Source organism: Pseudomonas sp. ASL7, from assembly GCF_056680375.1.
This window is the reverse complement of record NZ_CM155279.1, coordinates 4716485-4741675: the sequence shown is the minus strand read 5'-3', so window position 1 is coordinate 4741675 and position 25191 is coordinate 4716485. Positions and strand designations below refer to the sequence as shown.

Annotated in this window: 22 protein-coding genes; all 22 read left to right on the top strand. The window is 57.5% G+C overall.

Annotation, left to right across the window (positions count from 1 at the left end):
* The first annotated feature begins 50 nt into the window (after positions 1-50).
* The 22 genes from mnmE (at position 51) to AC1MDT_RS21880 (ending at position 25189) form a co-directional block, all read left to right on the top strand.
* Positions 51-1421 (top strand): tRNA uridine-5-carboxymethylaminomethyl(34) synthesis GTPase MnmE, encoded by a 1371-nt coding sequence (gene mnmE / locus AC1MDT_RS21985; protein ID WP_480418922.1) that lies wholly within the window; start codon positions 51-53, stop codon positions 1419-1421.
* A gap of 666 nt (positions 1422-2087) precedes the next feature.
* Positions 2088-3980 carry a tRNA uridine-5-carboxymethylaminomethyl(34) synthesis enzyme MnmG gene (mnmG, locus tag AC1MDT_RS21980; protein WP_480418921.1) on the top strand — a complete coding sequence of 631 codons (1893 nt, stop codon included), beginning with the start codon at positions 2088-2090 and terminating at the stop codon, positions 3978-3980.
* Positions 3977-4621: a 16S rRNA (guanine(527)-N(7))-methyltransferase RsmG gene (gene rsmG / locus AC1MDT_RS21975; protein WP_414909831.1), complete on the top strand. Its 645-nt coding sequence runs from the start codon at positions 3977-3979 to the stop codon at positions 4619-4621. Before mnmG ends, rsmG begins: the two co-directional genes overlap by 4 nt.
* 18 nt (positions 4622-4639) lie before the next feature.
* On the top strand, positions 4640-5437 hold the full coding sequence (locus AC1MDT_RS21970) for a ParA family protein (RefSeq protein WP_007948095.1): 798 nt from the start codon (positions 4640-4642) through the stop codon (positions 5435-5437).
* A gap of 9 nt (positions 5438-5446) precedes the next feature.
* Entirely contained in the window at positions 5447-6319 is an 873-nt protein-coding gene (locus tag AC1MDT_RS21965; protein WP_480418920.1) for a ParB/RepB/Spo0J family partition protein, read from the top strand.
* 148 nt (positions 6320-6467) lie between these two features.
* Entirely contained in the window at positions 6468-6875 is a 408-nt protein-coding gene (locus AC1MDT_RS21960; RefSeq protein WP_480418919.1) for a F0F1 ATP synthase subunit I, read from the top strand.
* A gap of 16 nt (positions 6876-6891) precedes the next feature.
* On the top strand, positions 6892-7761 hold the full coding sequence (gene atpB / locus AC1MDT_RS21955) for a F0F1 ATP synthase subunit A (RefSeq protein ID WP_480418918.1): 870 nt from the start codon (positions 6892-6894) through the stop codon (positions 7759-7761).
* A 133-nt stretch (positions 7762-7894) separates the two neighbouring features.
* Positions 7895-8152 carry a F0F1 ATP synthase subunit C gene (gene atpE / locus AC1MDT_RS21950; protein WP_019694395.1) on the top strand — a complete coding sequence of 86 codons (258 nt, stop codon included), beginning with the start codon at positions 7895-7897 and terminating at the stop codon, positions 8150-8152.
* 58 nt (positions 8153-8210) lie between these two features.
* Positions 8211-8681 (top strand): F0F1 ATP synthase subunit B, encoded by a 471-nt coding sequence (locus AC1MDT_RS21945; RefSeq protein ID WP_008027535.1) that lies wholly within the window; start codon positions 8211-8213, stop codon positions 8679-8681.
* Positions 8682-8693: 12 nt separating this feature from the next.
* Positions 8694-9230 carry a F0F1 ATP synthase subunit delta gene (locus tag AC1MDT_RS21940; RefSeq protein ID WP_027926211.1) on the top strand — a complete coding sequence of 179 codons (537 nt, stop codon included), beginning with the start codon at positions 8694-8696 and terminating at the stop codon, positions 9228-9230.
* 21 nt (positions 9231-9251) lie between these two features.
* Positions 9252-10796, top strand: a complete 1545-nt coding sequence (atpA, locus tag AC1MDT_RS21935; protein ID WP_157714414.1) for a F0F1 ATP synthase subunit alpha — start codon at positions 9252-9254, stop codon at positions 10794-10796.
* A gap of 50 nt (positions 10797-10846) precedes the next feature.
* Entirely contained in the window at positions 10847-11707 is an 861-nt protein-coding gene (gene atpG / locus AC1MDT_RS21930) for a F0F1 ATP synthase subunit gamma (RefSeq protein ID WP_201115592.1), read from the top strand.
* A gap of 27 nt (positions 11708-11734) precedes the next feature.
* Entirely contained in the window at positions 11735-13114 is a 1380-nt protein-coding gene (gene atpD, locus AC1MDT_RS21925; protein ID WP_480418917.1) for a F0F1 ATP synthase subunit beta, read from the top strand.
* 45 nt (positions 13115-13159) lie between these two features.
* Positions 13160-13585: a F0F1 ATP synthase subunit epsilon gene (locus tag AC1MDT_RS21920; protein ID WP_201115593.1), complete on the top strand. Its 426-nt coding sequence runs from the start codon at positions 13160-13162 to the stop codon at positions 13583-13585.
* A 117-nt stretch (positions 13586-13702) separates the two neighbouring features.
* On the top strand, positions 13703-15070 hold the full coding sequence (glmU, locus tag AC1MDT_RS21915; protein WP_480418916.1) for a bifunctional UDP-N-acetylglucosamine diphosphorylase/glucosamine-1-phosphate N-acetyltransferase GlmU: 1368 nt from the start codon (positions 13703-13705) through the stop codon (positions 15068-15070).
* Between the two features lie 219 nt (positions 15071-15289).
* On the top strand, positions 15290-16069 hold the full coding sequence (locus tag AC1MDT_RS21910) for a DeoR/GlpR family DNA-binding transcription regulator (RefSeq protein ID WP_480422846.1): 780 nt from the start codon (positions 15290-15292) through the stop codon (positions 16067-16069).
* Between the two features lies 1 nt (position 16070).
* The gene (gene glmS / locus AC1MDT_RS21905) at positions 16071-17903 is read left to right on the top strand and encodes a glutamine--fructose-6-phosphate transaminase (isomerizing) (RefSeq protein ID WP_480418915.1); all 1833 of its coding nucleotides are present in this window, start codon (positions 16071-16073) and stop codon (positions 17901-17903) included.
* A gap of 78 nt (positions 17904-17981) precedes the next feature.
* Complete coding sequence (locus AC1MDT_RS21900) at positions 17982-18884, top strand: LysR family transcriptional regulator (protein ID WP_480418914.1); 903 nt, start codon at positions 17982-17984, stop codon at positions 18882-18884.
* Positions 18885-19016: 132 nt separating this feature from the next.
* Positions 19017-19643 carry a glutathione S-transferase family protein gene (locus AC1MDT_RS21895; RefSeq protein ID WP_480418913.1) on the top strand — a complete coding sequence of 209 codons (627 nt, stop codon included), beginning with the start codon at positions 19017-19019 and terminating at the stop codon, positions 19641-19643.
* Between the two features lie 45 nt (positions 19644-19688).
* Entirely contained in the window at positions 19689-21719 is a 2031-nt protein-coding gene (locus AC1MDT_RS21890) for a 2Fe-2S iron-sulfur cluster-binding protein (protein ID WP_480418912.1), read from the top strand.
* A gap of 169 nt (positions 21720-21888) precedes the next feature.
* Positions 21889-23085 carry a DUF3142 domain-containing protein gene (locus tag AC1MDT_RS21885; RefSeq protein WP_480418911.1) on the top strand — a complete coding sequence of 399 codons (1197 nt, stop codon included), beginning with the start codon at positions 21889-21891 and terminating at the stop codon, positions 23083-23085.
* Positions 23072-25189 (top strand): hypothetical protein, encoded by a 2118-nt coding sequence (locus tag AC1MDT_RS21880; protein ID WP_480418910.1) that lies wholly within the window; start codon positions 23072-23074, stop codon positions 25187-25189. Before AC1MDT_RS21885 ends, AC1MDT_RS21880 begins: the two co-directional genes overlap by 14 nt.
* Positions 25190-25191 lie beyond the last annotated feature (2 nt).

Sequence of the window (25191 nt, the reverse complement as noted above, 5' to 3'; positions counted from 1 at the left end):
CCCCTAGTGGGGCGTTTTGCTATCTGCCACTTTTGTCTGGATACCGGTTTATGAGCGTTCCTCGTGAAACCATCGCTGCCGTCGCCACCGCTCAAGGTCGCGGCGGTGTGGGCATTGTCCGTATTTCGGGTCCCCTCGCGAGCGTTGCAGCCAAGGCTTTCAGCGGTCGCGAACTCAAGCCACGATTTGCCCACTACGGCCCGTTCCTCAGTGAAAACGATGAGGTATTGGACCAAGGCATTGCGCTGTATTTTCCAGGGCCCAACTCGTTCACCGGTGAAGATGTCCTGGAACTCCAGGGCCATGGCGGCCCGGTTGTTCTGGATATGCTACTCAAACGTTGTCTGGAACTAGGCTGTCGGCTGGCCCGGCCTGGGGAATTCAGCGAACGCGCCTTCCTCAACGACAAGCTTGATCTGGCCCAGGCCGAAGCTATCGCCGACCTGATTGAAGCGAGTTCTGCGCAGGCTGCACGAAATGCACTGCGTTCCTTGCAGGGAGCGTTCTCTGCCCGTGTGCATAACCTGACCGAGCAACTGATTGGCCTGCGGATCTATGTCGAAGCGGCGATCGACTTTCCCGAAGAGGAAATCGACTTCCTTGCCGATGGCCACGTACTGAGCATGCTCGACAAAGTGCGTGACGAGTTATCCACCGTTCTTCGAGAAGCCGGGCAGGGCGCCTTGTTGCGTGACGGCATGACGGTGGTAATCGCCGGACGGCCCAATGCCGGTAAATCCAGCTTGCTGAACGCCTTGGCTGGGCGTGAAGCGGCAATCGTGACTGAAATTGCCGGCACCACCCGAGACATTCTTCGCGAACATATCCACATTGATGGGATGCCACTGCACGTAGTAGACACTGCGGGCCTACGGGATACGGATGACCATGTGGAGAAAATCGGCGTCGAACGGGCGTTGAAAGCCATCGGCGAGGCCGATCGAGTGTTGTTGGTGGTCGATGCCACTGCACCGGAGGCACTTGATCCTTTCGCGTTATGGCCGGAATTTCTGGAAATTCGCCCGGATCCAGCCAAGGTCACCCTGATCCGTAACAAGGCTGACCTGACGGGAGAACCGATTGCCCTGGAAGTTAGCGAGGATGGCCACGTCACCATCAGCCTCAGTGCGAAATCTGCCGGCAGTGGCCTGGAACTGCTGCGTGACCACCTCAAGGCCTGCATGGGCTACGAACAGACGTCGGAAAGCAGCTTCAGTGCTCGCAGGCGTCACCTTGAGGCATTGCGTCATGCCAGTGCCTCCCTTGAGCACGGCCGTGCGCAGCTGACACTGGCCGGTGCCGGCGAACTGCTGGCCGAAGATTTGCGTCAGGCTCAACACGCTTTGGGTGAAATCACCGGGGCATTCAGCTCCGATGACCTGCTAGGACGGATATTTTCCAGCTTCTGCATCGGTAAATAACCCTCCCGTTGTCCACATGTAGGAGCGAGCTTGCTCCGGGCGGCGTTCCGACGATGGACCTGAGAGCGACGCGTTTAACCAGCAAACACGCGTTATCGTTTACGTCCATCTCGAGCTAGCTCGCTCCTACAAGGGTCAGCGTTCGAGCCTGTCTGTTTCTTCCTTTCTCTTAAATTTTCTACCAGTGCCGAGCAGATTCTTTCTGCTTGAGCGGAATTTTCGTGCCCTGGATTTGCCCATCCACTGCTTTTCTGTGGATTAAGCCCTGTGAATAACTGCCACTAAGGGCAGTTGATAACAGGGCCTCAAAACTGAAGATAACCGCCTCTGTGGATAACCACCCCTTTCATCCACAGGCTTAAACCGGTTATCCAAGGGCCTCCTTGGCACATGACCACAGGGTTTTGAATCTCTGTACATATTGAATATAAAGGCCTATAGAGATCTATCCACAGAAATGTGCCTCAGTAGAAATAAACATAAAAATAAAGATTTAATAAATTTCTCTCTTTTTAATTTCTATAACCACGACTTCTCCACAGCTGGTTAAATTTTGTGCAAAGGGTTCTTTAGGAAGGGCGAAGTCCCTATACTTGCCGACCAGGTCCAGAAACCCGGGCTCAAACTATTCCTGAATTACCTACTTAAGCAGGCACGAGGTGCGTGGTGGATTTCCCTTCCCGTTTTGAAGTGATCGTCATCGGCGGCGGTCATGCCGGTACCGAGGCAGCACTGGCGTCAGCACGTATGGGGGCAAAAACCCTGTTGCTGACGCATAACGTGGAAACCCTCGGCGCCATGAGCTGCAACCCCGCCATCGGTGGGATCGGCAAAAGCCACCTGGTCAAGGAAATTGACGCCCTGGGTGGCGCGATGGCTATGGCTACCGACAAAGGCGGAATTCAATTTCGCGTGTTGAATAGCCGCAAAGGCCCGGCCGTGCGTGCAACCCGCGCTCAGGCAGACCGGGTCTTGTACAAAGCCGCTGTCCGCGAAGCGTTGGAGAACCAGCCGAACCTGTGGATATTTCAACAGGCTGCTGACGACTTGATCGTCGAGCAGGAACAAGTGCGTGGTGTTGTCACCCAAATGGGCCTGCGTTTCTTCGCCGACTCCGTGGTGTTGACCACTGGCACTTTCCTCGGTGGACTTATCCACATCGGCATGCAGAATTATTCCGGTGGTCGCGCCGGTGATCCGCCATCCATAGCCCTGGCTCACCGCCTGCGTGAATTGCCACTGCGTGTCGGTCGCCTGAAAACCGGTACACCGCCGCGTATTGACGGTCGATCTGTGGATTTCTCGGTGATGACCGAGCAAGCAGGCGATACACCGATCCCGGTAATGTCGTTCATGGGGTCCAAAGAGCAGCATCCGAAACAGGTGAGCTGCTGGATTACCCATACAAACGCCCGCACCCACGAGATCATTGCCTCCAACCTTGATCGCTCGCCGATGTATTCCGGCGTGATCGAAGGCATCGGCCCGCGTTATTGCCCTTCGATCGAAGACAAGATCCACCGCTTTGCCGACAAGGAAAGCCATCAGGTCTTCATCGAACCGGAAGGCTTGACCACACATGAGCTGTACCCGAACGGGATATCCACATCCTTGCCGTTCGACGTGCAATTGCAGATCGTGCAATCAATCCGCGGCATGGAAAACGCGCACATTGTTCGGCCGGGCTACGCCATCGAGTACGACTACTTCGACCCCCGTGACCTGAAGTACAGCCTGGAAACCAAAGTGATTGGCGGTCTGTTTTTTGCCGGGCAAATCAACGGCACCACCGGTTACGAAGAAGCTGGCGCCCAGGGTTTGCTGGCCGGGGCCAACGCGGCACTGCGTGCACAGGGCAAAGACGCCTGGTGTCCACGCCGCGATGAAGCGTATATCGGTGTGTTGGTCGACGACCTGATTACACTCGGTACACAAGAGCCGTACCGCATGTTCACCTCCCGTGCCGAGTACCGTTTGATCTTGCGTGAAGACAACGCCGACCTGCGCTTGACCGAAAAAGGTCGCGAATTGGGTCTGGTCGACGACGCGCGTTGGGCGGCCTTTTGCAAGAAACGCGAAAGCATTGATCTGGAAGAGCAACGCCTGAAAAGTACCTGGGTTCGTCCGGGCACCGAGCAGGGCGATGCCATTTCCGAGAAATTCGGCACGCCACTGACCCACGAATACAACTTGCTCAACCTGCTGAGCCGTCCGGAAATCGACTACGCTGGTCTGATCTCCGTAACCGGTGGGGGCGCAGAAGATCCACAAGTCGCCGAGCAGGTCGAAATCAAGACCAAATACGCCGGTTACATCGATCGCCAACAGGATGAAATCGCCCGCCTGCGCGCCAGCGAAGACACAAAACTGCCTGTGGATATCGATTACACAAACATTTCCGGTCTCTCCAAAGAGATCCAGAGCAAGCTCGGTGCGACCCGTCCAGAGACTTTGGGCCAGGCGTCACGCATTCCGGGCGTTACGCCGGCAGCGATTTCGCTGTTGATGATTCATTTGAAAAAACGCGGCGCGGGCCGTCAGTTGGAGCAAAGCGCTTGAGTTCGTTGGTCACCTCGCAACACGCAGAAGAGTTATCCACAGGTGCTCGCCAGCTGGGTGTCACACTGACAGATGCCCAGCACGCGCAGCTGCTGGGTTATCTGGCCCTGTTGATAAAATGGAACAAGGCTTACAACCTCACCGCCGTGCGCGATCCAGACGAAATGGTGTCCCGTCATCTACTCGATAGTTTGAGCGTGATGTCGTTCGTCGAGAATGGCCGTTGGCTGGACGTTGGCAGTGGCGGCGGAATGCCGGGGATTCCATTGGCGATCCTGTTTCCAGAATCCCAAGTGACCTGCCTGGACAGCAACGGTAAGAAAACCCGCTTCCTGACCCAGGTCAAACTCGAACTAAAACTGGATAACCTGCAAGTTATCCACAGCCGCGTCGAAGCCTTCCAGCCTGCACAGCCTTTCAACGGAATTATTTCCCGGGCGTTCAGCAGCATGGAGAACTTCAGCAACTGGACTCGCCACCTCGGCGACGCCGATACACGCTGGCTGGCAATGAAGGGCGTTCATCCCGCCGATGAGCTGGTAGCATTGCCGACAGACTTCCACCTCGATAGCGAACACGCCCTGGCCGTACCTGGTTGCCAAGGCCAACGCCATCTGCTGATACTGCGCCGCACGGCATGATTGGGAACACAAGCAAGAATGGCTAAGGTATTCGCGATTGCGAACCAAAAGGGTGGTGTGGGTAAAACCACCACCTGCATCAACCTCGCAGCTTCCCTGGTCGCTACCAAGCGTCGGGTGCTGTTGATCGATCTCGATCCACAGGGCAACGCCACCATGGGTAGCGGTGTGGATAAACACGGCCTGGAAAATTCGGTCTACGACTTGCTCATCGGCGAATGCGATCTGGCCCAGGCCATGCACTTTTCCGAACACGGTGGTTACCAGCTGTTGCCGGCCAACCGTGACCTGACCGCGGCCGAAGTGGTTCTGCTGGAAATGCAGATGAAGGAAAGCCGTCTGCGCAGTGCGTTGGCGCCGATCCGTGAAAACTACGATTACATTTTGATCGACTGCCCGCCGTCGCTGTCGATGCTGACACTCAACGCATTGGTCGCCGCTGATGGGGTGATTATCCCCATGCAGTGCGAGTACTTCGCGCTCGAAGGTTTGAGCGACCTTGTGGATAACATCAAGCGCATCGCCGAACTGCTGAACCCGAACCTGAAAGTCGAAGGCCTGTTGCGGACGATGTACGACCCGCGATTGAGCCTGATGAACGATGTGTCGGCCCAGCTCAAGGAACACTTCGGCGAGCAGCTTTACGACACCGTGATTCCGCGCAACATCCGCCTGGCCGAAGCGCCAAGCTATGGCATGCCAGCGCTGGCGTACGACAAATCATCGCGGGGCGCCATTGCCTATTTGGCATTGGCCGGCGAGATGGTTCGCCGTCAACGCAAAAACTCACGCACCGCCGCTGCTCAGGCAACTTAAGGAATCCCCATGGCCGTCAAGAAACGAGGTCTCGGACGTGGACTGGATGCACTGCTGAGCGGTCCGACTGTCAGCTCGCTGGAAGAACAAGCCGTACAAGCCGATCAGCGTGAACTGCAACACCTGCCCCTGGACCTGATCCAGCGCGGCAAGTACCAGCCACGCCGGGACATGGATCCTCAAGCGCTGGAAGAGCTGGCGCAGTCGATCAAGGCTCAGGGTGTGATGCAGCCGATAGTGGTTCGTCCGATCGGCAGCGGTCGCTTCGAAATCATTGCTGGCGAACGTCGCTGGCGCGCCAGCCAGCAAGCTGGCCAGGAAACCATACCGGCAATGGTTCGCGATGTTCCGGATGAAACCGCGATCGCCATGGCGCTGATCGAGAACATCCAGCGCGAAGACCTGAATCCGATTGAAGAAGCGGTGGCACTGCAGCGATTGCAGCAGGAATTCCAGCTGACTCAGCAACAAGTGGCCGAAGCGGTGGGCAAATCCCGCGTGACTGTAGCCAACCTGCTACGCTTGATCGCGTTACCGGAAGTCATCAAAACCATGTTGTCCCACGGTGACCTGGAAATGGGTCATGCGCGTGCTTTGCTTGGTTTGCCGGAAAATCAACAGGTTGAAGGGGCGCGACATGTTGTCGCACGGGGGCTGACTGTGCGCCAGACTGAAGCACTGGTTCGCCAGTGGTTGAGTGGCAAACAAGAACCTGCTGAACCGGTAAAGCCGGACCCGGATATCACCCGACTTGAGCAGCGTCTGGCCGAGCGTTTAGGCTCTGCGGTGCAGATCCGCCACGGTAAGAAGGGGAAAGGGCAGTTGGTAATTGGGTACAACTCCCTCGATGAGCTTCAGGGTGTGCTTGCACATATTCGTTGAAACATTTCCTCATGTAGCGTGCAGGCGGAAATCACTACCTGACAGTTGAATAGGGGCAGATCCGCCCCTATACTCTGCGCGCATTTTGTCGGCACAAATTATGCCAAGTTATTGAATTATGGCAGCCGATCATTGGGGAGCATTAGTGATGGACAGCCGCACGCCAAACCGCTTGCCGTTCCATCGCCTGGCAGTTTTTCCGGTGTTAATGGCTCAATTTGTCGTGTTGCTGATTGCCGCTTTGGCGCTCTGGCAATGGCATGGAGTCGTAGCCGGGTACTCAGGACTTTGCGGAGGCCTGATAGCCTTGCTGCCCAATGTTTATTTCGCTCATAGGGCATTTCGGTTTTCCGGCGCCCGAGCAGCTCAAGCCATCGTCCGGTCTTTTTATGCCGGCGAGGCGGGCAAACTGATTTTGACGGCAGTGCTCTTTGCATTGACGTTTGCAGGTGTGAAGCCATTGGCGCCGCTAGCTGTATTCGGCGTCTTCGTGTTGACCCAACTGGTCAGCTGGTTCGCGCCCCTGCTGATGAGAACAAGACTTTCGAGACCTTAGGGCGTTTGAGGCAACCATGGCAGCAGAAACCGCTTCGGGCTATATCCAGCACCACTTGATGAACCTGACCTTCGGTCAGCTACCTAACGGCGGCTGGGGCTTCGCCCACTCCGCAGCAGAGGCCAAAGCAATGGGCTTCTGGGCTTTCCACGTCGATACCCTCGGCTGGTCGGTCGCGTTGGGTCTGATTTTCGTTCTTCTTTTCCGCATGGCGGCGAAGAAAGCGACTACAGGCGTACCTGGTGCTTTGCAGAACTTCGTTGAAGTATTGGTCGAATTCGTCGATGGCAGCGTGAAAGACAGCTTCCATGGCCGTAGCCCGGTGGTTGCACCACTGGCGCTGACCATCTTCGTCTGGGTGTTCATGATGAACGCCGTCGACCTGGTACCGGTCGATTGGATCCCGCAACTGGCCGCGGCCATTTCCGGTGACCACGAGATCCCGTTCCGTGCCGTATCGACCACCGACCCGAACGCTACTCTGGCCATGGCCTTCTCGGTGTTCGCGCTGATCATTTTCTACAGCATCAAGATCAAGGGCATCGGCGGCTTCATCGGCGAACTGACCTTGCACCCGTTCGGCAGCAAGAACATTTTCCTTCAGGCTTTGCTGATCCCGGTGAACTTCCTGCTGGAGTTCGTGACACTGATCGCCAAGCCGATCTCCCTGGCTCTGCGTCTGTTCGGCAACATGTACGCCGGCGAGCTGGTCTTCATTCTGATTGCTGTGATGTTCGGCAGCGGTCTGCTCTGGCTTAGCGGCCTGGGCGTAGTTCTGCAGTGGGCGTGGGCTGTGTTCCACATCCTGATCATCACCCTGCAGGCGTTTATCTTCATGATGCTGACCATCGTTTACTTGTCGATGGCGCACGAAGAGAACCATTAAGACCAGTCTCGACTAGTCTGATGTCCCACTCGGTCAAACGGGTGGGTGCCCGAACAGGGCTATGAAACGATTTGTTTTACCGCTTTAAAATCTAAAAAACCTAAACCATACGACGTAAAAGTCGGGAGGAAAGATGGAAACTGTAGTTGGTCTAACCGCTATCGCTGTTGCACTGTTGATCGGCCTGGGCGCACTGGGTACCGCAATTGGTTTCGGCCTGTTGGGCGGCAAGTTCCTGGAAGGCGCAGCGCGTCAGCCAGAAATGGTTCCAATGCTGCAAGTTAAAATGTTCATCGTTGCCGGTCTGCTCGACGCCGTAACCATGATCGGCGTTGGTATCGCTCTGTTCTTCACCTTTGCGAACCCTTTCGTTGGTCAACTCGCTCACTAATCACTCGGATTTTCGAGTTGAGCAAGTCTGATGGACAACGAACGAGCGAGGTGTTGGCGTGAACATTAATGCAACCCTGATTGGCCAGTCCGTTGCGTTCTTCATTTTTGTGCTGTTCTGCATGAAGTTCGTGTGGCCTCCGGTCATCGCGGCTTTGCACGAACGTCAGAAGAAGATCGCGGATGGACTGGACGCTGCCGCCCGAGCAGCTCGCGACCTGGAGTTGGCCCAAGATAAAGCGGGTCAACAACTGCGCGAAGCTAAGGCTCAGGCAGCTGAAATCATTGAGCAAGCCAAGAAACGCGGTAACCAGATCGTTGAAGAGGCTGTTGAAAAAGCCCGTATCGACGCTGACCGTGTGAAGGTTCAGGCTCAGGCCGAGATCGAGCAGGAACTGAACAGTGTCAAAGACGCGCTGCGTGCCCAATTGGGTGCTCTGGCCGTTGGCGGCGCCGAGAAGATCCTGGGTGCCACAATCGATCAAAACGCGCACGCGGAGCTGGTTAACAAACTGGCTGCTGAAATTTAAGCGAGGGCGATCATGGCAGAATTGACCACGTTGGCCCGACCTTACGCTAAGGCAGCCTTCGAGCACGCCCAGGCCCACCAGCAACTGGCCTCTTGGTCAGCCATGCTCGGCCTGGCTGCAGCAGTGTCGCAAGACGACACTATGCAGCGCGTGCTCAAGGCCCCGCGACTGACGAGCGCAAACAAGGCCGCCACGTTTATTGACGTGTGCGGCGACAAGTTTGATGCCAAGGCACAGAACTTCATTAACGTCGTTGCCGAAAACGACCGTCTCCCGCTGTTGCCGGAGATCGCCGCTCTGTTTGACCTGTATAAGGCCGAACAAGAGAAGTCGGTAGATGTTGAAGTCACCAGTGCTTTTGCATTGAACCAAGAACAGCAAGACAAACTCGCCAAGGTTCTCAGTGCACGACTCAACCGGGAAGTGCGCCTGCAAGTTGCGGAGGATGCCGCCCTTATTGGTGGTGTCATCATTCGCGCCGGCGACCTGGTAATCGATGGTTCGATTCGCGGCAAACTCGCGAATCTTGCCGAAGCATTGAAATCTTGAGTTTGAAGGGGCAGCAGAGCAATGCAGCAACTCAATCCTTCCGAAATAAGTGAAATTATCAAGGGCCGCATCGACAAGCTCGATGTGACCTCCCAAGCCCGTAACGAAGGCACTGTCGTCAGCGTATCTGACGGTATCGTGCGGATTCACGGTCTGGCCGACGTCATGTACGGCGAGATGATCGAGTTTCCGGGCGGCGTCTTCGGTATGGCTCTCAACCTGGAGCAAGACTCTGTAGGTGCCGTTGTATTGGGCGTCTACCAGTCTCTGGCTGAAGGCATGAGCGCCAAGTGCACCGGCCGCATCCTCGAAGTTCCGGTTGGTAAGGAACTGCTGGGTCGCGTAGTCGACGCACTGGGTAACCCGGTTGACGGCAAAGGTCCGCTGAACAACACCGAGACCGATGCGGTCGAGAAAGTTGCTCCAGGCGTGATCTGGCGTAAGTCGGTAGACCAGCCTGTACAGACTGGCTACAAGGCTGTCGATGCCATGATCCCAGTCGGCCGTGGCCAGCGTGAGCTGATCATCGGTGACCGTCAGATCGGTAAAACCGCTCTGGCGATCGATGCGATCATCAACCAGAAAGACAGCGGCATTTTCTGCGTCTACGTAGCGATCGGTCAGAAACAATCGACCATCGCCAACGTTGTTCGCAAGCTGGAAGAAAACGGCGCACTGGCTAACACCATCGTCGTGGCTGCGAGCGCTTCGGAATCTGCAGCACTGCAATTCCTGGCACCGTACTCCGGTTGCACCATGGGTGAATACTTCCGCGACCGCGGTGAAGACGCGCTGATCGTTTATGACGATCTGTCCAAGCAAGCAGTGGCTTACCGCCAGATTTCCCTGCTGCTGCGCCGTCCACCAGGCCGTGAAGCTTACCCAGGCGACGTGTTCTATCTCCACTCCCGTCTGCTGGAGCGCGCATCCCGCGTTTCGGAAGAGTACGTAGAGAAGTTCACCAACGGCGCAGTGACCGGCAAAACCGGTTCCCTGACCGCATTGCCGATCATCGAAACCCAGGCTGGCGACGTTTCCGCGTTCGTTCCGACCAACGTGATTTCCATCACCGACGGTCAGATCTTCCTGGAATCGGCCATGTTCAACTCCGGGATCCGTCCTGCTGTGAACGCCGGTGTTTCGGTATCCCGTGTGGGTGGTGCCGCTCAGACCAAGATCATCAAGAAGCTCTCCGGTGGTATCCGTACCGCTCTGGCTCAGTACCGTGAACTGGCGGCATTCGCCCAGTTCGCTTCTGACCTGGACGAAGCGACCCGTAAGCAACTTGAGCATGGTCAGCGCGTTACCGAGCTGATGAAGCAGAAGCAATACGCACCAATGTCGATCGCTGACATGGCGCTGTCGCTGTATGCCGCTGAGCGTGGGTTCCTGACTGACGTTGAAATCGCCAAGATCGGCAGCTTCGAACAAGCGCTGATTGCTTTCTTCAACCGCGATCACGCCGATTTGATGGCGAAGATCAACGTGAAGGGTGACTTCAATGACGAAATCGACGCTGGCATGAAAGCCGGTATCGAGAAGTTCAAGGCCACCCAAACCTGGTAAGCCGCAGCGGGAGCCGCAAGGCTCCCGCTTGCTAACCTGATAGGTGTTACATGGCAGGCGCAAAAGAGATTCGCAGTAAGATTGCGAGCATCAAAAGCACGCAAAAGATTACCAGCGCCATGGAAAAAGTGGCGGTCAGTAAAATGCGCAAGGCACAAATGCGCATGGCTGCTAGCCGTCCTTATGCGGAGCGCATCCGCCAGGTTATTGGCCATCTGGCCAACGCTAACCCGGAATATCGCCACCCATTCATGATCGAGCGTGAAATAAAGCGCGTCGGTTACGTTGTGGTGAGCAGTGACCGTGGTCTGTGTGGTGGCTTGAACACCAACCTGTTCAAGGCCTTGGTCAAGGACATGGCGAAAAACCGTGAAAACGGCGTCGAGATCGATCTGTGTGTTGTTGGTAGCAAGGGTGCGGCTTTCTTCCGCAACTTCGGCGGTAACGTCGTTGCAGCTATCAGCCACCTGGGTGAAGAGCCGTCGATCAATGACCTGATCGGCAGCGTCAAAGTGATGCTGGATGCCTACCTGGACGGCCGTATTGACCGCCTGTCCGTGGTGTCTAACAAGTTCATCAACACCATGACGCAACAGCCAACTGTGGAGCAATTGATTCCACTGGTGGCAACCCCGGATCAAGAACTCAAGCACCACTGGGACTATCTCTATGAACCGGACGCCAAAGAGCTGCTTGACGGCTTGATGGTCCGTTACGTGGAGTCGCAGGTCTACCAGGCGGTGGTCGAGAACAACGCGGCCGAACAAGCTGCGCGGATGATCGCGATGAAGAACGCTACCGACAACGCCGGTGATTTGATCAGCGATTTGCAGCTGATCTACAACAAGGCGCGTCAGGCTGCGATCACCCAAGAGATCTCGGAAATCGTCGGCGGCGCTGCCGCGGTTTAACGGTTCAAATATTCAGAGGATCCAGCTATGAGTAGCGGACGTATCGTTCAAATCATCGGCGCCGTTATCGACGTGGAATTTCCACGCGACAGCGTACCGAGCATCTACAACGCGCTGAAAGTACAAAGCGCGGCCGGAACCACTCTGGAAGTTCAGCAGCAGCTGGGCGACGGCGTGGTTCGTACCATTGCGATGGGTTCCACCGAAGGCTTGAAGCGCGGTCTGGAAGTCACCGACTCTGGCGCAGCCATCTCCGTACCGGTCGGTAAAGCGACTCTGGGCCGGATCATGGACGTACTGGGTAACCCGATCGACGAAGCTGGCCCGATTGACACCGAAGAGCGCTGGGGCATTCACCGTCCTGCGCCAACCTTCGCTGAACAAGCGGGCGGCAACGACCTGCTGGAAACCGGCATCAAGGTTATCGACCTGGTTTGCCCGTTCGCCAAGGGCGGTAAAGTCGGTCTGTTCGGTGGTGCCGGTGTAGGCAAAACCGTAAACATGATGGAACTGATCCGTAACATCGCCATCGAGCACAGCGGTTATTCCGTGTTCGCCGGTGTGGGTGAGCGTACTCGTGAGGGTAACGACTTCTACCACGAGATGAAGGACTCCAACGTTCTGGACAAAGTGGCACTGGTTTACGGTCAGATGAACGAGCCGCCGGGTAACCGTCTGCGCGTAGCTCTGACTGGCCTGACCATGGCCGAGAAGTTCCGTGACGAAGGTAACGACGTTCTGCTGTTCGTCGACAACATCTATCGTTACACCCTGGCCGGTACTGAAGTATCCGCACTGCTGGGCCGTATGCCTTCCGCAGTAGGTTATCAGCCGACCCTGGCCGAAGAGATGGGTACTCTGCAAGAGCGTATCACTTCGACCAAAAACGGTTCGATCACCTCGATCCAAGCGGTATACGTACCTGCGGATGACTTGACTGACCCGTCGCCAGCGACCACCTTTGCCCACTTGGACGCTACCGTCGTTCTGTCCCGTGACATCGCCTCCCTGGGTATCTACCCAGCGGTCGATCCACTCGACTCGACTTCGCGCCAGCTGGACCCGAACGTGATCGGTCAGGACCACTACGACACCGCTCGCGGCGTACAGTATGTTCTGCAGCGTTACAAAGAACTGAAGGACATCATTGCGATCCTGGGTATGGACGAGCTGTCGGAAGCCGACAAGCAGTTGGTAAACCGTGCTCGTAAGATCCAGCGCTTCTTGTCGCAACCGTTCTTCGTGGCTGAAGTCTTCACCGGTGCTTCGGGTAAATACGTTTCCCTGAAAGACACCATTGCTGGCTTCAAAGGCATCCTCAACGGTGACTACGACCACCTGCCAGAACAAGCGTTCTACATGGTCGGCGGCATCGAAGAAGCGATCGAGAAAGCCAAGAAACTGTAATCCCGGCGCCCGGCAACGGGCGCTAATTTAGGTTGAGGCAATCAGATGGCTATGACAGTCCATTGCGATATCGTCAGCGCGGAAGGGGAAATCTTTTCCGGCCTGGTCGAGATGGTGATTGCGCACGGTGCACTGGGTGATCTTGGTATTGCCCTGGGTCACGCGCCGCTGATCACTAATCTCAAGCCAGGTCCTATCCGCCTGATCAAGCAGGGCGGGGAAACCGAGGTGTTTTACATCTCCGGTGGTTTCCTCGAGGTTCAGCCGAACATGGTCAAGGTTCTTGCCGACACTGTGCAACGTGCCGCCGACCTGGATGAAGCCTCCGCTCAGGAAGCCGTTAAGGCTGCCGAGAAGGCCTTGCATGAACGTGGCGCAGAATTCGATTACGGTTCTGCTGCCGCACGTCTGGCCGAGGCGACAGCTCAGCTGCGCACCGTCCAGCAGATCCGCAAAAAGTTTGGCGGTTAATCCGTCATCGACTTGTTGTGCGATTGATTAAAAAGGGTAGCCTCGGCTACCCTTTTTTCTTTTCCAATGTTCATAACCTGGTCGCTGTTGTTGACCACCCAGGATTGGTAGCCAGTCATGTCTCTTGAAATCGTTATTCTCGCTGCCGGTCAAGGCACACGTATGCGCTCGGCCTTGCCGAAAGTGCTGCATCCGATTGCCGGCAACTCGATGCTCGGCCATGTTATCCACAGTGCCCGCCAACTTGATCCACAGCGCATTCACGTGGTGATCGGTCATGGTGCGGAGGCGGTGCGTGAGCGTCTGGCGGCTGATGATCTGAATTTCGTATTGCAGGACAAACAGCTTGGGACCGGTCATGCGGTGGCTCAGGCCGTACCGTTCATCAAGTCCGATACAGTGCTGATTCTCTACGGTGACGTGCCACTGATTGAAGTTGAAACGCTGCGCCGTCTGCTGAAAAAAGTGGCACCACAGCAACTGGGACTGCTCACTGTCGAACTGGACGACCCGACCGGCTACGGTCGCATCGTCCGTGATGCCTCCGGCAAGGTGACCGCTATTGTTGAGCAGAAAGACGCCAACGAAACCGAGCGCGCTATCACCGAGGGCAATACCGGCATCCTGGCGCTGCCTTTCGAAGGATTGGGCGGCTGGATGAGTCGACTCTCCAATAACAACGCCCAAGGCGAGTACTACCTGACCGACGTGATCGCCATGGCGGTCAGCGATGGTCTGGTGGTCGCGACCGAGCAACCCGACGACGCCATGGAAGTGCAAGGCGCCAACGACCGCCGGCAACTGTCGGAGCTTGAGCGTCATTATCAACTGCGCGCCGGCCGTCGTTTGATGGCTCAGGGCGTGACCCTGCGCGACCCGGCTCGTTTCGATGTACGGGGTGATGTCACCGTCGGCCGCGACGTGCTGATCGATATCAACGTGATCCTCGAAGGCAAGGTGGTTATCGAAGATGACGTGGTGATCGGCCCGAATTGCGTGATCAAGGACAGTACCCTGCGCAAAGGCGTGGTGATCAAGGCCAACAGTCACATCGAAGGGGCTATTCTCGGCGAGGGCAGCGATGCCGGTCCATTCGCTCGTTTGCGTCCAGGTACGGTGCTGGAGGCACGCGCCCATGTGGGTAACTTCGTAGAGCTGAAAAATGCTCATTTGGGCGAAGGGGCCAAAGCCGGCCACCTGTCTTACCTGGGCGATGCCGAGATCGGCGCACGCACCAACATCGGTGCTGGCACCATTACGTGTAACTACGATGGCGCCAACAAGTGGAAAACCGTGCTGGGTGAAGATGTGTTCATTGGTTCCAACAACTCGTTGGTGGCGCCTGTGGATATCTCTAGTGGTGCAACCACTGCAGCCGGTTCGACCATTACGCAGAATGTGGATAAAGCGCAGTTGGCGGTGGGCCGGGCACGTCAAAAGAACATCGACGGCTGGAAGCGACCGGAGAAGGTCAAGAAGACCTGAGTTATCCACAGCCCCGTGTAGGAGCGAGCTTGCTCGCGAAACATTTCAACGATAACGCGTACTGTCTAGAAAAATGCGTCATCGTTCAAATTCATCGCGAGCGAGCTCGCTCCTACACCTACAAAGTTATCCACAGTTCTTTTTATCACCTCGTGCTTGACGAAGTTTCGCTAATAGGTTTTGATTGCTTCCGTTATCTTTCGAATCGAAACTTACGTGATCATGTCGAAACGCAACACACCTCAGCGTCGTCACAATATCCTCGCCCTGCTCAATGAACAGGGCGAAGTCAGTGTGGACGAGCTGGCCAAGCGTTTCGAAACCTCGGAAGTTACGATTCGCAAGGATCTTGCGGCGTTGGAAAGCAACGGCTTATTGCTGCGGCGTTACGGTGGGGCAATCACCATGCCTCAGGAATTGGTAGCCGACCTCGGTCAACCGGTCTCCCAATATAAGCAGGCCATCGCTCGCGCCGCCGTCACGCGAATTCGCGAGCATGCGCGGATCATCATCGACAGCGGCAGCACCACTGCAGCGATGATCCCGGAACTCGGCCAACAACCGGGCCTGGTGGTGATGACCAACTCTCTCTATGTCGCCAACGCCTTGAGCGAACTCGAACATGAGCCCGTACTTTTGATGACCGGCGGTACCTGGGACCCGCATTCCGAGTCGTTCCAGGGGCAAGTGGCCGAGCAGGTATTACGCTCTTACGATTTTGATCAGTTGTTTATCGGTGCCGATGGCATCGACCTGGTTCGCGGTACCACCACCTTCAATGAATTGTTGGGGCTGAGCCGGGTCATGGCGGAGGTCGCCCGTGAAGTGATCGTCATGGTGGAGGCTGACAAGATCGGCCGCAAGATTCCCAACCTGGAGCTGCCGTGGAGCAGCGTCCATACCCTTATTACCGATGATCGCCTGCCGCTCGAGGCACGGGATCAGATTCAGGCCCGCGGTGTCACATTGATTTGCGCGGCTATCAGTCAGGAGAACTAGCATGTGTGGAATTGTCGGCGCGGTCGCAGAACGTAATATCACCGCCATCCTGCTCGAAGGTCTGAAGCGCCTCGAATACCGAGGTTATGACAGCGCGGGTGTGGCGATCCTCAGCAACGACGCAACGCTTGAACGCATGCGTCGCCCAGGCAAAGTCAGTGAGCTGGAACAAGCGCTGGCCGCACAGCCGTTGGTCGGTCGCCTCGGTATCGCCCATACCCGTTGGGCCACTCACGGCGCCCCGTCAGAGCGCAACGCGCACCCGCATTTCTCCCGTGATCTGGCGGTCGTACACAACGGCATCATCGAGAACCACGAAGCCCTGCGCGAACAATTGACCGCCTTGGGTTACGAGTTCACCTCGGACACCGACACTGAAGTCATCGCCCACCTTCTGGACCATAAACTCAAGGACCTGCGTGATCTGACCGTGGCGCTCAAGGCTACCGTTAAAGAATTGCACGGTGCTTACGGCTTGGCCGTCATCAGCGCTCAGCAACCGGATCGTCTGGTTGCCGCACGCAGTGGCAGCCCGCTGGTGATTGGTCTGGGACTGGGGGAAAATTTCCTGGCTTCCGACCAGTTGGCCCTGCGTCAGGTTACTGACCGTTTCATGTACCTTGAAGAAGGTGACATCGCCGAAATTCGCCGGGACAGCGTTAAAATCTGGGACGTCAATGGCCAACAGGTTGAGCGCGAGGCGGTGCAGTACCGCGACGGTGCCGAAGCCGCGGAAAAGGGCGAATTCCGCCACTTCATGCTCAAGGAAATCCACGAGCAACCTACTGTGGTGCAGCGCACCCTGGAAGGTCGCCTGAGTCCGAGTGGCGTGCTGGTGCAGGCTTTCGGTCCACAGGCAGCCGAGCTGTTCGCCAAGGTGCGCAACGTGCAGATCGTCGCCTGTGGCACCAGTTACCACGCCGGCATGGTTGCCCGTTATTGGCTCGAAGAACTGGCCGGCATTCCTTGCCAGGTCGAAGTCGCCAGCGAATTCCGCTACCGCAAGGTCGTCGTGCAACCTGATACCTTGTTCGTGACCATTTCCCAGTCCGGTGAAACCGCTGATACCCTGGCAGCCCTGCGCAATGCCAAGGAATTGGGGTTCCTCGCCAGCCTGGCAATCTGCAACGTCGGCATCAGCTCGTTGGTGCGTGAATCCGACCTGACCCTGTTAACCCAGGCCGGTCGCGAAATCGGCGTGGCCTCGACCAAAGCCTTCACGACCCAATTAGTCGGCCTGTTGTTATTGACCCTGTCCCTGGGTCAAGTTCGCGGTACGTTGGCCAAAGGCGTCGAAGCCACCCTGGTCGAAGAACTGCGTCGTCTGCCAACCCGCCTGGGTGAAGCCTTGGCGATGGACGGCACCGTCGAGAAAATCGCCGAGCTGTTCGCTGAGAAGAACCACACCCTGTTCCTCGGTCGCGGTGCGCAATTCCCGGTGGCGATGGAAGGGGCACTCAAGCTCAAGGAAATTTCCTACATCCATGCCGAAGCCTATCCGGCCGGCGAGCTGAAACACGGCCCGTTGGCACTTGTAGATAACGACATGCCCGTGGTGACTGTGGCGCCGAACAACGAGCTACTGGAGAAGTTGAAGTCCAACCTCCAGGAAGTCCGCGCCCGTGGCGGCGAGCTGATCGTCTTCGCAGACGAGCAGGCCGGCATGACCAATGGCGAAGGCACGCACGTGGTGAACATGCCGCACATCCACGACATCCTGTCGCCGATCCTCTACACCATTCCGTTGCAGTTGCTCTCGTACTACGTGGCCGTATTGAAAGGTACCGACGTCGATCAGCCGCGGAACCTGGCGAAGTCGGTGACGGTGGAATAAGTTATCCACAGGTGATCGAAACATAAAAAATCGCAGCCTACGGTTGCGATTTTTTTTATCTGAAGGGAGGGCATGCCCATGGACCGTTTCCAGGAAATGCAGGTGTTCGCTGCCGTCGCCCAAGAGCAGGGCTTCTCGGCGGCGGCGCGGCGTTTGGGCATGTCGGCGGCCAGCGTCACCCGAGCAGTGGCAGCGCTCGAGAAGCGCATCGGCACACTGTTGCTGACGCGCACGACCCGCAGCGTGCATTTGAGCGAGGCGGGCCAGCGTTTTCTCGAAGACTGTCGGCGGATTCTCGCTGAGGTGCAGGAAGCAGAAGATTCGGCTGCCGGCAGCCACGCTCATCCGCGTGGGCAACTGACAATCACCGCGCCTGTGTTGTTTGGTGAGCTGTTTATCACCCCCTTGATGGTGAATTACCTGACTCAATTCCCTGAAGTCAGCATCAACGGTTTGCTGGTTGACCGAGTGGTGAGCATGGTCGAGGAGGGCATCGATGTGGCGGTACGCATCGGTGAGCTGCCTGACAGCAATCAGCATGCGGTTTATGTCGGTGAAGTGCGACGGGTGGTCTGTGGGTCACCGGGGTTTCTGGCCATTCATGGGCGGCCTCGACATCCACAGGATCTGGCGCAGGCTCCGGTTATCGCGACCTCTTCCATCGGTCAGTTGAGAAACTGGCCATTTCTGGAGGCGGGGGAGCCACTGAGCGTTCGACCAGAACCGCGCTTGGTGGTGACGGCGAATCAGGCGGCCATCACTGCGGCTTGCCTCGGGCTGGGATTCACTCGGGTTCTGTCTTACCAGGTGGCGAGCAAAGTCGCGGCTGGCGAGTTGGAGATCATCCTGGCTGACTTTGAACTGCCGCCATTGCCCATCCATGTGGTGTACCAGGGTGGGCGCAAGGCGCCGGCGAGGATTCGCAGTTTTGTGGATTTTGCGGTGACAGCCCTGCGCGAACATCCGGATTTGCAGCACTGAAGGGTTATTGCGCTAACTGAAATAATGGATTGCATTTGTTGGTTATTCTGTTGTTTTCAGGCGTGGTGGAATATAGCTGCCATCGGCGCTGATCCCTCCTGAGCAGCGCCACTAACCAGCGGAGTCGACCCCATGCAAGCGATCAAACTCTACAACTTCCCACGTTCCGGTCATGCCCACCGTGTGGAGCTTATGTTGTCGCTGCTGCAACTGCCGACCGAATTGATCTTCGTCGATCTGGTCAAGGGCGAGCACAAACAGCCGGACTTCCTGGCAATCAATGCTTTCGGTCAGGTACCGGTTATTGATGATCAAGGCGTAGTGCTGGCGGATTCCAACGCGATTCTGGTTTATCTGGCGAAAAAGTATGGCAACGGTCGCTGGCTACCAGACGATCCGGTCGGCGCCGCCAAGGTTCAACGCTGGTTGTCGGTCGCCGCGGGTCCGATTGCCTTTGGCCCTGCCAGAGCTCGGCTGATCACTGTGTTTGGTGGGCCTTACAACGCTGAAGAAGTGATTGCGTATTCCCACGCCTTGCTCAAAGTGGTCGATCACGAACTGGCCAATACGGCTTATCTTGCCGGCAGCGAGCCGACCATCGCCGACGTCGCGGCCTACAGCTACATCGCCCATGCGCCGGAAGGCAATGTGTCGCTTGAGGACTACGCCAACATTAGGGCGTGGCTGGCGCGCATCGAAGCCTTGCCAGGGTTTGTCGGCATGCCGCGTACCGTCGCCGGCCTGCAAACAACTGCCTGATGCTGGCCGTTCATACTGCGCGAATGGCGCAGGGGAGAAGCCGTTATGGACCGTTCACCTTGGCACGCTGGCGAAAAACAACTGCAGACACACGTAGGTGTTGCCGAGCGAATGGAGGTGCTCGGTCGTAGGGCCATTCGCCGTGAAATGCCGGACCAGCATCGCCAGTTCTATGAGCAATTGCCGTTCATCCTGTACGGCGCGGTGGATGCCGACGGCAATCCATGGGCCAGTATTCTTGAAGGGCCGCCAGGCTTCTCTCAATCGCCCGAACCCGGTCTGCTGCAATTCAACATCCTGCCAGGCGCCGATGACCCTGCGCAATTGACGGAGGGTGCGGCGATCGGTCTGTTGGGAATCGAGCTGCACACACGCCGCCGTAACCGCCTCAACGGGCGGATAGGCGCTCTGACGGCAAGCGGTTTCGGCGTGACGGTGGAACAGTCTTTCGGCAATTGCCCGCAATACATCCAGTTACGCCAGTTTCGCTCGGTGCCGCTGGCGGACCCTGCGACACGCCTCGCGCAGCACCTCAGCGAACTGGATGAAGCCGCCCGGTCGATGATCGCTGGAGCCGACACCTTGTTTGTCGCCAGCTACGTGGACGTCGATGGCCAGCGTTCAGTGGACGTTTCACACCGTGGCGGTCAAGTCGGTTTCGTACAGGTAGACGGTAATCGCCTGACCATTCCGGATTTTGCCGGCAACCTGTTCTTCAACACCTTAGGCAACTTGCTGCTCAATCCTCGGGCCGGTTTGCTGTTTATCGATTTCAATTCGGGAGACCTGTTGCACCTCAGCGGTCGCACCGAAGTCATTCTTGAAGGCCCACAGGTCGAAGCGTTTCAAGGGGCTGAGCGCTTGTGGACGTTAGAGGTAGAACGCGTGGTGCGTCGGCCCGCCGCCCTTGGTTTGCGTTGGCGCTTCGACGGCATGTCACCGACCAGTTTGCTCACCGGCACCTGGCAACAGGCCAACGCTCGGCTGCAAGCTAAAGCATTGGGCGATCAATGGCGGCCGCTGCGGGTCGTGCGCATCGAAACGGAAAGCCACAACATCCACTCGATCTATCTGGAGCCTGCCGACGGTGCCGGGATGCCGGTGTTTCAGGCCGGGCAGCATTTGCCGCTGCGGTTCAACATTGGCGGCGATGTGCATATCCGCACTTACAGTTTATCGAGCGCACCCTCGGATGATTTTTTCCGTATCAGTGTGAAGCGTGAAGGGCTTGTGTCTTCGCACCTGCATCAACAGGTTCGCGTGGGTGATCTGTTGGAAGCCCGCGCGCCTCAAGGGCACTTCACCGTGGCACCGCATGAACGTCGACCGTTGGTATTGTTGGCGGCGGGTGTAGGCATTACGCCGTTGCTGTCGATGGTGCGAGAGGTGGTGTATCAAGGCTTGCGCACCCGGTACATTCGGCCTACCTGGTTTTTCCAGAGTTCGCGCACGCTGGCCGATCAAGTATTTCGTCCTGAACTGGATCGCCTGATCGAGGGCGCCGGTGGCGCAGTGAGAGTGCTGCGTTTACTCAGTCAGCCGGAGCCCGGGGCACTGGAGGGCGAAGATTTCGACCTGACCGGACGCATCGACACCGCATTGCTCAAGACCATTCTTGAAGTCGAGGACTACGACCAGCTGGATTTTGTCCTCTGTGGCCCGGGAAGTTTTACCCAAGGGCTGTACGACAGCCTTCGGGAACTGGATATCCGTGATTCACGGATACACGCCGAAACCTTCGGTCCATCTACCTTGCATCGCCAGCCTGATCCCGATGCGATAGTCATCGAGCAAGCCCCGGCCGCTACCATTCCAGTGCCGGTGGTATTCGAGCGCTCGGGCAAAGAAGCTCGCTGGCAACCCGACGGCGGCAGTTTGCTGGAGTTGGCGGAAAGCCGTGGATTGCGACCGGAATTCAGTTGTCGCGGCGGTTCCTGCGGAACCTGCAAAACGCGGTTGATCAGCGGCCAGGTGAATTATCCACAGCCGCCAGCGGACGTGCCGGACGACGGATATGCCCTGATTTGTTGTGCGATTCCGGCACAGGGGTCGCAGCCTTTGGTGCTCGACCTGTAGCAGCTGCCGAGCCTGCGAGGCTGCGTCCGGCTGCGAAGCAGTCGTAAACTCCTAGTACACGGTTTATCTGATAGATCGCGGCGTATGTTTTTACGACTGCTTCGCAGCCGGACGCAGCCTCGCAGGCTCGGCAGCTGCTACAAGGATCTGATTCGGCTTAAGGATTTTTATGTGTTTTTTGGTTCGTCTGTCGGCATTGCTGGCGGTGTTAGTACTGCTCAACGGATGCGAACGACAGGACGCGCCGCCGCTCGATCAGCAGCTCTACGTCTGGCAACGTCAATGGACGCCGGCTCACGAAGCCGCACTCAAGGACAGCCACGCCGACTTTTCGACCCTGCGAGTGCTGGCCTTGCAGGCATTCCCTCAGGCCGGTTGGCATCGGGCGCGGATCGACCCGGCATTACTCAAGCGTGATGGTCGACCACTGATTGCGGTGATTCGCCTCGATGGCCAGCTCAAGTCGCTGGATCAGGACGATGTCACTGCGCAGATTCAGCAAGTGCTCAATGATTGGCAAGGGCAGGGGCTCATCCTCTCAGGCGTGGAAATTGACCACGATGCGGGTAGCGCTCGGCTACCGGCTTACCACCAATTTCTTACACATTTGCGCACCGTCCTGCCGGCATCTCTGCCGCTGAGCATTACCGCATTGCCGGCCTGGCTCGACAGTCCCGAATTGCCGGCGCTGTTATCCATAGTCGACAGCAGCGTGTTGCAAGTGCACGCGGTGAGCGATCCGCGTCGCGGCTTGTTTGATGCGGATCAGGCCAGAAAGTGGGTGAAGGCCTGGAGCCGCATTACTTCGAAACCCTTTTATTTGGCGCTGCCGGCCTATGGCGTGGCGCTGTTACCGGGTGCCGGCGACGCTCCTGTTGTGGAGAGCGAAGCGCCCCTTGAGCGTGGCGGACAGCGCCGGGAATTAATGGCTGACCCGCAGCCATTGAGCACGCTCGGTGCCGAGTTGCGCAATGATCCGCCGGCTCATCTGGCCGGCCTGATTTGGTTTCGACTACCGTTGGCCAATGATCGCCGGGCCTGGAGCCTGACGACGCTGCGTGCGGTCGCTCGGGGCGATGCGCTGGACAGTCGCCTGACATTGAAGCTTTCGCAGAAGGAAGGACTGTTTGATATCAGCATCAGCAACCAGGGCAATCTCGACACCGCATGGCCCGAGCGTCTGACCCTCGCGGTCCAGAGCTGTGATGGCGCCGATGCCCTGGCGGGTTATGCGTTGCAACAAACCCCGGATCTGCTTACCTTCACCCGCCTGCGCGACGGACGCCTGCCGGCCGGCGGGCAGCGCGCCATCGGTTGGGCGCGCTGCGCACATATTGATCAAGGAGGTTCGAATGTTCACCCGTAACTGGCCCCGTCATGTGCTCTGCCTGAGCCTCAGTTTGCCGCTGGGTTCGGCGTTGGCCTGTGGGCCGGATTTCCCCATGCGTCTGCTCGACAATCGAGGTCAGTCACTGGCGGAGCTGCCGGAGGGCAACTTCAATGTCGAGATCAATCGCCTCGGGCATGCCATCGCCGGCTTGAAAAACATCACCCCAGCCGCCTACAGCATGGAAACGCCCGACTACGCAGAACAACGCAGCAACGCTGAGCAGGCCGGCTTGACGGCTGAGCAGCAAGCGCTGGTGAAACAGCTGCGCAGCCTTACTGACGCCCATCAGGTCGAGATTCAGGCTGCGAATCTGCCGGCGGAGCTCAAGCTTTATCTGGCGGGTGCCGTGGCGTTTGCTGCCGGTGATCATGGGCTTGCGGCCGAGTACTTCCAGAAAGTGCTGGCGTTGCCGGCAGATCAACGCACATTGCGCAGCACTTGGGCCGCTTATTCATTGGGCCGGGCGCTGTTTGCCATGAGTTCTGAAGCGGACGCTGGCCCCGACTTGCTGGATCAGTCTCGCAAAGCCTTTGAGCAGACTCGCCAGCTGAGCATCGAAGGCTTCAGCGACCCCTTGGAACTGGGCGTCGCCAGCCTCGGCGAAGAGGCTCGCGTTGCACGCACCGCGGGCGACTGGAACAGCGCCATCGACCTCTACGCCACGCAAAACCTCCACGGTTCGGCGGTGGGCTATACCTCGCTGAAGCTATTGATGGCCGATCTGGCAGCGATGCCTGAGGATCAACTGGCCGGGTTGCTCAAGGGCAAACCGGTGCAGCAGCTTGTGACAGCGTCATTGATCAGCCGACTGGGCTGGTCATTTGGTGAACAACCACCGAACGAATTGAAACTGATCACACAGCTGCAAAACAGCACACGCGGTAGCCTGGATAATGCGGATCGTCTGGCGGCGGTGAGTTATCAACAGGGGGACTACGCCAGCACCAAAGCATTTCTTGAACACGCGGGCGATGGCGGTCTTGCGTGGTGGCTACGGGCAAAACTGGCGATGCGCGACGGCGATAAAATCGCCGCAGCAGCAGCGTATGCCAAGGCTGCCCAGGCTTTCCCGCAGAATGAGTCGTGGGGTGAGCGACGGACGCCAGAGTGGGATTTCGAAACGTTGCAGCCCAAGTGCCGGGTCGAGGGCGAAAGCGCGATCCTCGCCCTGCAGCGCGGTGATTACCTGCAAGCGTTCGATCAGCTTTACCGCAGCAACGGCATCTACTGGTTCGACGCCGCCACCGTAGCCGAACGGGTGCTGACCGTCGATGAGCTCAAGCACTACGTCGATACCCAGGTGCCGGCACCGCCACCGCTGACCCAGCAGGAGCGAGATAACTACGTGCCATTGCCGGTGGCGGCGAAATTGCGCGATTTGCTCGGGCGGCGTCTGCTGCGCGAAGCGCGTTACGATCAAGCGCCGGGGTATTTCGATAGTGTCGAATTGCAGGCCAAGGCCAAGTGGTACGGAGAGTTGCGCCGCGACGCCGAATCGAAATGGTGGCCGACCAAACGAGCATTCGCTTACTACTACGCCGCAACATTAGCCCGTTACGACGGGATGGAACTGTTGGGTTATGAGATGGCGCCGGATTACGCGAGCTTGGGTGGTAATTACAGCTTTGAAACTCCAGAACTCCAGGTCGGACCGCTGATATCGGCGGATGAAGTGCAGCGCCAGCACGCCACCGTGGCGCAACCTGACGAGCGTTTTCATTACCGTTTTGTGGCCACAGCCCTGGCGAGCAAGGCTGCCGATCATCTACCCCACAGCAGTCAGGCTTTTGCCTCGGTGCTGTGCAAGGCTTCGTCATGGGGGACCAGTCTGAAAGAACAAAGCGCGTTTTATCGTCGTTATGTCGAGGAAGGCCCCTTCGTGGTCTGGGCTGGCGATTTCGGTCATCAATGCCAGGAACCGGACTTTCGGAACACCGACAAGCGCTATGTGACCCAAGTCACCGACGCCCTGCGATCGCAACTGCGGCCCTACAAGCAGCCGTTGCAATTCGGCGCAGTGATCGTAGTCACGGCAGCGGCTTTGTTGCTGATCAACCGTCGCCGGAAAAAAGTGCAGTAAGG

Excerpts from the sequence above, each read along its gene's own strand:
- AC1MDT_RS21960 (WP_480418919.1), top strand. The coding sequence starts at position 6,468 with ATGGACAGCCGCACGCCAAACCGCTTGCCGTTCCATCGCCTGGCAGTT.
- glmU (WP_480418916.1), top strand. The coding sequence starts at position 13,703 with ATGTCTCTTGAAATCGTTATTCTCGCTGCCGGTCAAGGCACACGTATG.
- mnmE (WP_480418922.1), top strand. The coding sequence starts at position 51 with ATGAGCGTTCCTCGTGAAACCATCGCTGCCGTCGCCACCGCTCAAGGT.
- AC1MDT_RS21970 (WP_007948095.1), top strand. The coding sequence starts at position 4,640 with ATGGCTAAGGTATTCGCGATTGCGAACCAAAAGGGTGGTGTGGGTAAA.
- AC1MDT_RS21965 (WP_480418920.1), top strand. The coding sequence starts at position 5,447 with ATGGCCGTCAAGAAACGAGGTCTCGGACGTGGACTGGATGCACTGCTG.
- AC1MDT_RS21890 (WP_480418912.1), top strand. The coding sequence starts at position 19,689 with ATGGACCGTTCACCTTGGCACGCTGGCGAAAAACAACTGCAGACACAC.
- AC1MDT_RS21900 (WP_480418914.1), top strand. The coding sequence starts at position 17,982 with ATGGACCGTTTCCAGGAAATGCAGGTGTTCGCTGCCGTCGCCCAAGAG.
- AC1MDT_RS21885 (WP_480418911.1), top strand. The coding sequence starts at position 21,889 with ATGTGTTTTTTGGTTCGTCTGTCGGCATTGCTGGCGGTGTTAGTACTG.
- atpB (WP_480418918.1), top strand. The coding sequence starts at position 6,892 with ATGGCAGCAGAAACCGCTTCGGGCTATATCCAGCACCACTTGATGAAC.
- AC1MDT_RS21880 (WP_480418910.1), top strand. The coding sequence starts at position 23,072 with ATGTTCACCCGTAACTGGCCCCGTCATGTGCTCTGCCTGAGCCTCAGT.
- atpE (WP_019694395.1), top strand. The coding sequence starts at position 7,895 with ATGGAAACTGTAGTTGGTCTAACCGCTATCGCTGTTGCACTGTTGATC.
- atpA (WP_157714414.1), top strand. The coding sequence starts at position 9,252 with ATGCAGCAACTCAATCCTTCCGAAATAAGTGAAATTATCAAGGGCCGC.
- AC1MDT_RS21940 (WP_027926211.1), top strand. The coding sequence starts at position 8,694 with ATGGCAGAATTGACCACGTTGGCCCGACCTTACGCTAAGGCAGCCTTC.
- atpG (WP_201115592.1), top strand. The coding sequence starts at position 10,847 with ATGGCAGGCGCAAAAGAGATTCGCAGTAAGATTGCGAGCATCAAAAGC.
- atpD (WP_480418917.1), top strand. The coding sequence starts at position 11,735 with ATGAGTAGCGGACGTATCGTTCAAATCATCGGCGCCGTTATCGACGTG.
- glmS (WP_480418915.1), top strand. The coding sequence starts at position 16,071 with ATGTGTGGAATTGTCGGCGCGGTCGCAGAACGTAATATCACCGCCATC.
- AC1MDT_RS21895 (WP_480418913.1), top strand. The coding sequence starts at position 19,017 with ATGCAAGCGATCAAACTCTACAACTTCCCACGTTCCGGTCATGCCCAC.
- AC1MDT_RS21920 (WP_201115593.1), top strand. The coding sequence starts at position 13,160 with ATGGCTATGACAGTCCATTGCGATATCGTCAGCGCGGAAGGGGAAATC.